At 67.4% G+C, this 9,823-nt stretch carries 10 protein-coding genes; 6 read left to right on the top strand and 4 right to left on the bottom strand.

The features are described 5' to 3' along the window. Positions 1–136: 136 nt before the first annotated feature. From msrA to aguB, 4 genes are all read left to right on the top strand, one after another. A complete protein-coding gene (msrA, locus tag AC1RRF_RS17205) occupies positions 137–757 on the top strand; it encodes a peptide-methionine (S)-S-oxide reductase MsrA (RefSeq protein ID WP_492836757.1) in 621 nt (206 codons plus the stop codon). Positions 758–938: 181 nt separating this feature from the next. Next, complete coding sequence (locus AC1RRF_RS17200; RefSeq protein WP_492836755.1) at positions 939–3,698, top strand: TonB-dependent receptor; 2,760 nt, start codon at positions 939–941, stop codon at positions 3,696–3,698. 142 nt (positions 3,699–3,840) lie between these two features. After that, entirely contained in the window at positions 3,841–4,845 is a 1,005-nt protein-coding gene (locus AC1RRF_RS17195; RefSeq protein ID WP_492836753.1) for an agmatine deiminase family protein, read from the top strand. Then, the gene (aguB, locus tag AC1RRF_RS17190) at positions 4,845–5,711 is read left to right on the top strand and encodes an N-carbamoylputrescine amidase (RefSeq protein WP_492836751.1); all 867 of its coding nucleotides are present in this window, start codon (positions 4,845–4,847) and stop codon (positions 5,709–5,711) included. Before AC1RRF_RS17195 ends, aguB begins: the two co-directional genes overlap by 1 nt. 1 nt (position 5,712) lies before the next feature. Here the strand turns inward: aguB and AC1RRF_RS17185 are convergent, their stop codons facing one another. The 3 genes from AC1RRF_RS17185 to AC1RRF_RS17175 form a co-directional block, all read right to left on the bottom strand. Beyond that, the gene (locus tag AC1RRF_RS17185; RefSeq protein ID WP_492836749.1) at positions 5,713–6,504 is read right to left on the bottom strand and encodes a phosphatase PAP2 family protein; all 792 of its coding nucleotides are present in this window, start codon (positions 6,502–6,504) and stop codon (positions 5,713–5,715) included. Continuing rightward, positions 6,486–6,974 (bottom strand): hypothetical protein, encoded by a 489-nt coding sequence (locus AC1RRF_RS17180; RefSeq protein ID WP_492836747.1) that lies wholly within the window; start codon positions 6,972–6,974, stop codon positions 6,486–6,488. The genes AC1RRF_RS17185 and AC1RRF_RS17180 overlap by 19 nt, the downstream gene beginning before the upstream one ends. Before the next feature lie 105 nt (positions 6,975–7,079). After that, positions 7,080–7,370 carry a ribonuclease gene (locus AC1RRF_RS17175; RefSeq protein ID WP_492836745.1) on the bottom strand — a complete coding sequence of 97 codons (291 nt, stop codon included), beginning with the start codon at positions 7,368–7,370 and terminating at the stop codon, positions 7,080–7,082. 352 nt (positions 7,371–7,722) lie between these two features. On the opposite strand from AC1RRF_RS17175, the gene AC1RRF_RS17170 reads away from it, so the two are divergent. Beyond that, entirely contained in the window at positions 7,723–8,169 is a 447-nt protein-coding gene (locus tag AC1RRF_RS17170) for a PadR family transcriptional regulator (RefSeq protein ID WP_492314103.1), read from the top strand. 103 nt (positions 8,170–8,272) lie between these two features. Next, the gene (locus tag AC1RRF_RS17165) at positions 8,273–8,638 is read left to right on the top strand and encodes a SpoIIAA family protein (protein ID WP_492836743.1); all 366 of its coding nucleotides are present in this window, start codon (positions 8,273–8,275) and stop codon (positions 8,636–8,638) included. A 72-nt stretch (positions 8,639–8,710) separates the two neighbouring features. Here the strand turns inward: AC1RRF_RS17165 and AC1RRF_RS17160 are convergent, their stop codons facing one another. Continuing rightward, positions 8,711–9,766: a 1,9-bis(guanidino)-5-aza-nonane synthase gene (locus AC1RRF_RS17160; protein WP_492836741.1), complete on the bottom strand. Its 1,056-nt coding sequence runs from the start codon at positions 9,764–9,766 to the stop codon at positions 8,711–8,713. Between the last annotated feature and the right edge of the window lie 57 nt (positions 9,767–9,823).

Raw genomic sequence — 9,823 nt, 5'->3', positions numbered from 1 at the left:
GCTAAAAACGGAAGTCGCCGACAAGGCCTGACTACAGAGCCGCCGGTCCTCATCAGAGGGCCGGCGGTTTTGCTTTGCGCGACAACCGCCGATGCAGCGCCTACGTATAAGGATAATCGTCGAACGAGGCTGTCCCATGTCGCGCCGTCTCCTCCTGATCCTCGCCATCCTCGCGGCCGCCGCCTGCTCCGGCGGCGACAGGGCTGAGGGCGGCGCCCCGCCCGCCCCGCAACAGGACAGCGGCCGTCGTGAGGTCGCGGTCTTCGCCGGCGGCTGTTTCTGGTCGACGGAATCCAATTTCGAGCACATGCCCGGCGTGGTGGCCGCGGTCTCCGGCTATGCCGGCGGACGAACCGCCAATCCGACCTACGACCAGGTCGTTCGGGGCGGCACGGGGCATCTGGAGGCGGTCCAGGTCACCTTCGATCCCGCCCGCATCTCGTATCGCGCCCTGGTCGATCGCTTCTGGCGCACCATCGACCCGACCGATGCGGCGGGCCAGTTCTGCGACCGGGGCGCCAATTACGGGACCGCCGTCTTCGCCACGACCGCCCAACGCCCCGCCGCCGAGGCTTCGCGCGAAGCCGCCGCCCGGATCATCGGCGCCGAGCGGTTTGTGACACCGGTTCGCGCGGCCGCCCGATTCTGGCCGGCGGAGGCGGAGCATCAGGATTTCGCGCGCCGCAATCCCGTCCGGTACGGCGGCTACAGCCGTTTCTGTGGGCGCCCGGAGCGTCTTCGGCAGGTCTGGGGCTAAAAACCATCCACAGTTGTGCGCTGCAACAGGGTGTGTCCCGACGGCCACCCCCGCCCACTGTCATGTCACTGTCACATCAATGTCGTCCCACTTTCCAACGGCGCGCCTAAGGGGGGCGTGATTTCGACCGGCCGCCGCCGGACGTGGGCGCTTCCGCCCAACTCATCGGGGATAGATGACAATGACGAACCGCAAACGCGTGTTCTGGGCCACCACGGCCCTCTTCAGCGGCCTCCTGGTCGCCGGCGCCGCTTCGGCCCAATCGTCGGGCACGGTCGCGACCGAGGGCGCCACCGAACTGGACACCGTGGTCGTCACGGGTTCGCGCACGCCGAGCGTCGATGGCGTCATCGTCGCCCAGACGGTCGCCAAGACTCGCTCCAGCATCTCGCAGGAGTACATCGCGACCCAGACCTCGGGTCAGACGATCCTGCAGACCCTGAACCTGGTTCCCGGCCTGAACTTCGTGAACAGCGACCCGTACGGCAACTCGGGCGGCAACATCCGTCTGCGCGGCTTCGACGGCAACCGCGTCTCGCTGACCTTCGACGGCATGCCGCTGAACGACACCGGCAACTACGCCGCCTTCACCAACCAGCAGCTGGACTCGGAACTGATCGAGCGCGCCTCGGTCAACCAGGGCACGACCGACGTCGACAGCCCGACGGCCTCGGCCACCGGCGGCACCATCAGCTATCTGTCGGCCCGTCCGCTGGATCACGCCGGCGCCCAATTCGTCACGTCGATCGGCGAGAACAACTACCACCGCATCTTCATGCGCGGCGACACCGGCGCCTTCGGCCCCTGGGGCACGACCGCCTACGCCACCTTCTCGTACACCGAGTATGACAAGTTCAAGGGCCCGGGCGAGCTGGAGAAGACCCAGTTCAACGGCAAGCTCTATCAGGACCTGGGCAACGGCAACTTCGCCAGCGTCGCGGCGCACTGGAACATCAACCGCAACAGCCAGTACAACAACCTGATCACCCAGGCGCAGTTCAACGCGAACAACTTCCTGGAAAACGACATCGCCTGTATCCGCCCGGCCGGCGTTGACGGCACCGTGCAGAACGAAAACGCCGCCGGCAGCGTGACCCGCATCCAGTCGGACGGCTCGGTCGCTCAACCGACCGGCGGCTGCACCAACTACCACGGCCTCCGGATCAACCCGACGAACACCGGCAACATCCGCGGCCAGTTCAGCTACGGTCTGACCGACAACCTGCGTCTGACCTTCGACCCGTCGTTCCAGTACACCATCGCCAACGGCGGCGGTTACACCCTGGTCAGCGAGCGTGACGACCGTCTGGACCAGAACACCACCAACAACGCCACGTTGACCACGCCCGCCAGCTGCGCCGCCGTCGCGGTCAACCGGACCGGCGTCGACCTGAACGGCGACGGCGACTCCTGCGACAACGTCGGCCTGTACACGCCGAACAACACCAACACCCACCGTTACGGCATCACCAGCTCGCTGATCTGGGACCTGAACCAGGATCACCGCATCCGCGCCGCCTATACGCTGGACTACGGCCGTCACCGTCAGACCGCCGAGTGGACCCGCGTCGGCGCCGACAGCGAGCCGGCGAATCCCTTCGGCGGCCAAGAGCGCTGGGGCGACAAGAACCAGCGCATCATGGGTCTGGACGGCTCCTACCTGCGTGGCCGCGACCGCTTCTCGATCGCTCAGCTGAACCAGGTCGCCCTGGAGTACATCGGCGACTTCTTCGACAAATCGCTGACGATCAACATCGGCGTGCGCGCGCCCTTCTTCGAGCGCCAGCTGAACCAGTACTGCTACTCGCAGAACGGCACCTCGACCGTGCGTTGCACGACCGAGACGCCGCTCACGACCGGCTTCGTCAATGGCGTCGCGACCCCGATCACCAACGGCAACGTCACCTTCGCCAGCACCACGACCGGTTCGGGCCTCACGCTGAACTCCGTCCAGTTCATCAAGCCGTACGAAGCCACGCTGAAGTATGACGACGTCCTGCCGAACCTGGGCATCGTCTACCGCTTCGGCGAAGGCCACAGCGTCTACGCCAGCTACGCCGAAGGCCTGTCGGTGCCGCGTACGGACAACCTGTACCAGCCGGTCCGGAACGTCACGAACGGCTCGATCGACTTCACCGCCGTGCAGCCGGAAACGACCAAGTCCTATGACCTCGGCTACCGCTTCCGCAACGCGGGCTTCATCGCCCAGGCGGCCTTCTGGTACATCGAGTTCGAAAACCGGATCGTCTCCTCGCTGGACAACGACATCAACTCGCCGACCTTCGGCTTCAGCGTCGACCGCAACGTCGGCTCGGTGAAGCAACAGGGCTTCGACGGCCAGCTGGGCTACGCCTTCTCGGACGCGCTCGCCGTCAACCTGTCGGCCTCGTACAATGAGAGCGAGCTGCAGGAAGACCTGCTCCTGGGCAACTTCGCCTGTACCGCCACCAGCCAGGTTCCGCTGTCGACCCCGACCTGCCCGGCCGGCACGCCCGCCGATCCGGCCCTGCAGATCCCGCTGTATCTGCAAACCAAGGGCAAGACCCTGGTCGAGACCCCGGACTGGACCTTCGCCGCTCGCGTTGACTGGGATGTGACCCAGGACCTGTCGATCGGCGTCCAGGCCAAATACGTCGGCGAGCGTTTCGCCACGGACGTCAACGACGAGATCTCCGACGCCTACACCGTCGCCGATCTGGACGTTCGCTACGACCTGACCGACACCTTCGGCATCCGCGGCGCCTATGTGCAGCTCAACGTCAACAACCTGTTCGACGAAGACTATCTGGGCAACATCTCGACGGGCAACAACGGCCTGTCGACGGTGGTGACCACGGATCCCCGCGTGCCGTCCGGTACGGCCAACCGCAGCGGTCTGGCCCGGACCTATTCGCTGGGTTCGCCGCGCACCGCGCAAATCTCGCTGGGCATGAAGTTCTAAGCCAAGCCTGACGACACGACGAACGAGGGCGGCCTGTTCGCAGGCCGCCCTTTTTCTATGGCCGGTGTTCGCGCCGGCGCGTTGAAACCGGATACGGCGCCCCCCATCTGGCGCGATCGGTCTTTCGCCGATACGAGGCCCTATGAATATGACTCCCATCCCCGCCGAATGGTCGCCGCACCGCGCGATGTGGGTCGGCTGGCCCAGCCACGCCGAGCTGTGGGAGGACAACCTCGAACCGGCGCAGGCCGAGGTCGAGGCCCTGGTCCGCGCCCTGGCCGGTCCGGGCCGTGAACACGTCAAGCTGCTGGTCGGCAAGGCCGAGGCGCTGGACGACGCCCGCGCCCGCTTCGCCGATGTGGACGGGGTCGAGGTCATCGACGGTCGCTTCGGCGACATCTGGCTGCGCGACACCGGCCCGATCTTCGGCGCGACTTCCGCCCGCGCCGCCGCCTTCCGTTTCAACGGCTGGGGCGGCAAGTACGAACTCGAGCACGACGACACCGTCGCGACCCAGATCGGCGCGCAATCGGGCACGCCGCTGGACCGCAACGACTTCATCCTCGAGGGCGGGGCGCTGGACCACGACGGGCAGGGGACGATCCTCACCACCCGCCAGTGCCTGCTGAATCCCAACCGCAACTCCGGCTGGACCGAAGAGAAGGCCGAGGCCGCGCTGACGGAGGCGCTGGCCGCCCGCAAGGTGCTGTGGCTCGGCGACGGCCTGCTGAACGACCACACCGACGGCCACGTCGACAATCTGGCCCGCTTCGTCGCGCCGGGCGTGGTCGCCTGTCCGATCGCCTGGGGCCGGAACGACCCGAACGACGACGTCTATGACGCCGTGGCCAAGACCCTGTCGGAGATGACGGACGCGGAAGGCAAGGCCATCCAGGTGCTGCGCCTGCCGTCGCCGGGTCTGGTGCTGGACGAGGACGAGAAGCCTATCCCGGCCAGCCACATGAATTTCCTCATCGCCAATGGGGCGGTGATCGTCCCGACCTATGGCGACGACCGGGCCGCCGACCTGGCCTGCCAGGGGCTGAAGACCGTCTATCCGGACCGTGAGATCATCCCGCTGCCCTCCCTCGCCATCCTGTCGGGCGGCGGATCGTTCCACTGCATCAGCCAGCAGGAGCCCGCGTAATGACCCGCACGATCAGCGTCGCCGCCATCCAGACGTCCTACGGCGAGGACATGCAGGCGAACATCGACAAGACCATCGGCTTCATCCGCGAGGCCGCCGGTCGTGGCGCGCAGGTGATCCTGCCGTCCGAACTGTTCCAGGGGCCGTACTTCTGCGTCTCGCAGGAGGAGACGTGGTTCGGGACCGCCTATCCGTGGCGTGAACACCCGGCGGTCGTCCAACTGCAGCCGCTGGCCAAGGAACTGGGCGTGGTCATCCCCGTCTCGATCTTCGAGCGCGAGGGGCCGCACTACTTCAACTCGCTGGTGATGATCGACGCCGACGGGACCCTGATGGGCGTCTATCGCAAGAGCCACATCCCCGACGGCCCCGGCTATCAGGAAAAATACTATTTCCGGCCCGGGGACACCGGCTTCAAGGTCTGGGACACCCGTTTCGGCCGTATCGGCGTCGGCATCTGCTGGGACCAGTGGTACCCGGAGACCGCCCGCGCGATGATGCTGCAGGGCGCCGAGATCCTGATGTATCCGACCGCCATCGGCACCGAGCCGCATGACGACACCCTGGATACCGCCGCGCCGTGGCGCCGGGCCATGCAGGGCCACGCCGTGTCCAATGTCGTGCCGGTCGTCGGCGCCAACCGCATCGGTCATGAGCAGGTGACGGAGGCGGGCCAGACCTTCTACGGCCATTCCTTCATCGCCGACCATCGCGGCGACCTGGTCGAGAGCCTGGAGCGGGAGGAGGGCGTGCTGGTGCACACCTTCGACCTCGACTTCCTGGATCGCCACCGCGCGGCCTGGGGCTTCTTCCGGGATCGTCGCACCGACCTTTACGGCGTGATCAGCGGGCCGCGTCCGGCCTAGGTCAGGAGCCCGCCTGCCTAAGCGCCCGGCGCTCGGCGGCGCAGGACGGGTTGGTCAGGCCTTCCGCCCGGGCGGCGGCGACCTCGACGCGCGCGGCCTCCAGATCGGCGGCGAAGTCCGGCGTGGCGGCGGCGCGGGCGTAAAGCGTCCGGCCGATGCTCGCGCCGTCCCGCACGTCGCCCGGCCAGTTCATGCGGCAGACGATGCGGCTGAAGCCGATCTCGGCCCCCTCCCGGCGCGCCGCCTCGGCGCGGTCGGGCGCGAGGTCGGCGAACATCTCGCCATAGGCGGCGCCCGCCACCGCGCCGTTGGCGGGCCAGGACGGGCTGTCGCGCATGGCGTCGGTGACGCGCTGACAAGGCTGAAGGGCCGGATCGATGGCGATGGGGCGCGCGCGCGTATGCTCGGCGGCCAGGCGGCGGGTCAGGCTGTCGGCGTCGACCAGAAGGCGGCTCATCAGCCGGGTCAGGGCCGGGCGGGGCGCGCCGGCCAGACGGGTCCCCAGGGCGCAGTCGAAATGCTGGGCCGCCTCGGGCGGACGCAGTTCGGCCTGGGCGGTGGCCATCCACCAGCGGTCGGAGCCGGGCCCGGCGCCGGGCGTCTCTTCGCCGGTCCAGGTCAGGGTCTCGAGCGAGGGGGTGATGGTGTCGGACAGAGCGCCCAGCGTGGCGGCGTCCAGATAGCCGGACGCCGGAAGGGCCGTAGGGCCGCTCCCGCCGCCTGTGGCGCAGGCGCCCGGCAGCAGGATCAGGGCCGCGACGGCGGCTGTGCGGATCAGTGGCCGCTGGTCCACGACAGCTGGACGTCGTTGGGGGCGCCGTCGACCGGGGTCACGACGACGGTCAGCAGACGGGTTCCGCCGTCGCCGGCCGAATAGGCCCGCGCCTCGCCCCGGTTCAGGCTGTTGATCGGCTTGAGGCCGGCGGCTTCGGCGCGCTGGCGATAGAAGGCGACGATTTCGTCCGGGGTGGCGTCGGTGGTGAAATCAAGCATGCCGCCCGGGCCCGCGGGCCCCTGGGCCGAGATCGCCGGGGATTTCGGCGCGCCGCCCGGATAGATCACCGCGAATTCCGGGGCGTTCGGCGCGGCGGGCTCAGCGGTCGCCGTGACGGTCGCGGCGGCGGGACCGGCCGCTGTCGCGGCCTCGGTGGCGCCGTCCGTCGGCGTCGCGTCGATGGCCGCGTCCTCCTTCTTCGCGTTGCTGTCGCAACCGGTCATGACGATGGCCGCCGTGATCGCGGCGGCCCAAAGCATGCGCTTCATCCCGTATCCGTCCTTGAGACTTCATTGTTGGCTTCACCGTGGCCCAACGATGCGGCGGCGGCAAGGCGTCAAGAGGCCGCTTCGGCGACCGAACATTGTCCTGTGTCAGTCGGCCGCCTTCTCCTCGTCCGGGGCCTTCGCCGGATCCGGCTTCGCGCCGGCGGAGGCCATGCCCTCGCTGGCCAGGGTCTCATTGATCAGGTCCTGGTCGGGGTCGTCGTCCGAGCCTGTCGCGGCCCCGCCCTGCAGGGAGCCCGCGCGCGTGTCCGATCCCATGTCCGAGCCCGACAGGGCCTCGGTCAGGGCGTCCGGGGTGCGGCCCAGGTCCGGCTTTTCACCCATGTCGTCGGCTTCGCGGGCGTCCTCGGTCTGCTGCGGTTGCTGCTGCTGGGTCATGAAAAACTCCTTCCCGAACATAGCGGTCGGGAGCGGACGAGGTTCCGGAGCGTCGCCGGTGCGCAAAAACATATCTTACGACTATTGCGTAATGCTCTTTAAGATATATCTTTGCCCCATGAAAACGAAAGGACACATGATGTTTGGATTTCACGAAGACGAACGCGGCCATCACGGTCGCCATCACGACCGGCATCGCGGTCACGACCGGGAATGGGGCCACGGCGCCCGTTGCGGCGCGGATCGGGGCGACGGCGAAGGCCGCGGCTTTGGTCGCGGCATGTTTGGCCGGGGCGGACCCGGGATGGGCGGTCGCGGCATGGGAGGAAGGGGCGGCGGCCGAGGCCGGCGCATGTTCGGCCCGGGCGACCTGAGGCTGGTGCTGCTGGCCCTCATCGAGCAGGAGCCTCGCCACGGCTACGATCTGATCAAGGCTATCGAGACCGCCTTCGGCGGCGGCTACGCCCCTTCGCCGGGCGTGGTCTACCCCAACCTGTCGCTGCTCTCGGACGAGGGCCTGATCGCCGGCGTCGAAGCCGGCGGCAAGCAGGTCTTCTCGGTGACGGAGGCCGGCCAGGCCTGGCTGGATGCGAACCGCACGGCCGTGGACGGCGTCATGCAGCGCATGGTGCTGGCGGCCCGGATGGTCTCGGGCGAACAGGCTCCGGAGGTGGTGCGCGAGGCCCTGCACACCCTGCGTCAGGCCATCGTCACCAAGCCCGGCGACTGGAGCGATCCGGAAACCGCCCGGGTGGTCGAAAGCCTGATGAAGGCGGTCCGCGAGATCAGCGGCCAGTAACGCCTCATCCGAATGAAGAAGGGGCCGTGAGCGATCGCGGCCCCTTTGTCATGCGCGGGAACGGCGGCGGCGGGCTGACCGTTTCCGGTGCGAGGAGAGCGCCATGATCGAACTTCTGGAGTCGCCCGACAACGTCGTCGCCCTGCGCACCACCGGCAGGCTGGACGGCGCTGACTACGACCGCATCATCGCCGTGGTCGACGAGACGCTGAAGCGTCACCCGAAGATCGGCATCGTGGCCGAAATGACCGACTTCCACGGCCTGACCGGCGAGGCCCTGTGGAAGGACTTGCAGTACAATCTCAAACGGATCGGCGACTGGAATCGCTTTCCCCGCTGCGCCCTCGTCACCGACGCCGGCTGGCTGAAGGCGGTGGCCTTCTGGGATCCGATCATCCCCGGTGTTCAGATGAAGGTGTTCGAGCCCGGCAAGACCGCCGAGGCGATCGACTGGGCGGCGGGAAGCTAGAAACGAAAAAGGGCCGGATCGCTCCGGCCCCTCTCCAGTTCATTTGCGGCCCACAAGAATGCGGGAACGCCGTCAGGCTTTGCCGAACAGCTTGTTCCAGCGGCGCTTGTCGCGGTTCTTCCAGGTTCCGCGGTGATAGGCGTCCGAGCCGATCAGCGGCACGACCGTGGTGGCTTCGGCGAAGACCATCTGTTCGTGGGTGGTCTGCACCTTGCCCCAGGAGGCGGCTTCCTTGAGCGTCGAGGACGAGCAGGCGCCGTCGCGCACGTCGGCGACGGTGATCTGGACCGCATAGCGGTGCATCTCGGCCTCGATGCCGAGGATCTCGGCGCAGACGACGGTGTCCTGGGCGAAGTTCTTGGGCACGCCGCCGCCGACCATGAACAGGCCGGTGACGCCGGCGGCGATCTTGATGTCGGTCAGTTCGCGGAAGTCGGCGACCGCGTCGATCATCAGATACGGCTTGCCCGCCGCGATCTGTTCCTTCTGGTGCTTGACCAGGCCGAAGCCGGCCGAGCTGTCGACGAAGGCCGGGCAGAAGATCGGCACGCCTTCTTCATAGGCGGTCTGGATCAGCGAGCCGGGTTTCTTGGCGTTACCTTCCGAGAGCCACTTGCCCATCTCCCAGATGAACTCGCGCGAGGAATAACCGCGCGGTTCCAGACGGTTGCAGATCTCCAGGATGGTGTGGTCGCAGGCCTGAAGCTCTTCCTCGTCGATATAGGTGTCGTAGATCCGGTCGATGTAGTTGTCGCGCAGGACGTTGTCGTCCACCTCGCCGGCGGCATGGTAGTGCTTGAAGCCCAGGGCCTCGAAGAAATCCATGTCGACGATCGAGGCGCCGGTGGCGACCACGGCGTCGATCATGCCGAACTTCACCATGTCGCGGTACACGTGCATGCAGCCGCCGGCCGAGGTCGAGCCGGCCAGGATCAGCCACGGCGAGCAGTCCTTGTCCTCGATCGCCATGTTGAAGATGTCGGCGGCCCGGGCCGTGTCGCGCGACGAGAAGCTCATCTTGCGCATGCTGTCGATGATCGGACGGGCGTCGAACGAGGTGATGTCGACGTGCTCCACCGTGTTCTGGAGCAGCTGGGCCTTCTGGTTCGATTGAACGGGAGCGTTCATTGCAAGGGTTTCCCTTTGATTTGAGCGCCCGTCGTCAAAAGAGAACAGCGGCCCGGA

It is taken from the genome of Brevundimonas sp. GW821-FHT12C05 (genome assembly GCF_058807475.1).
The sequence above is the reverse complement of the archived record's forward strand: the minus strand, read 5'-3'. Positions and strand labels throughout refer to the sequence as shown.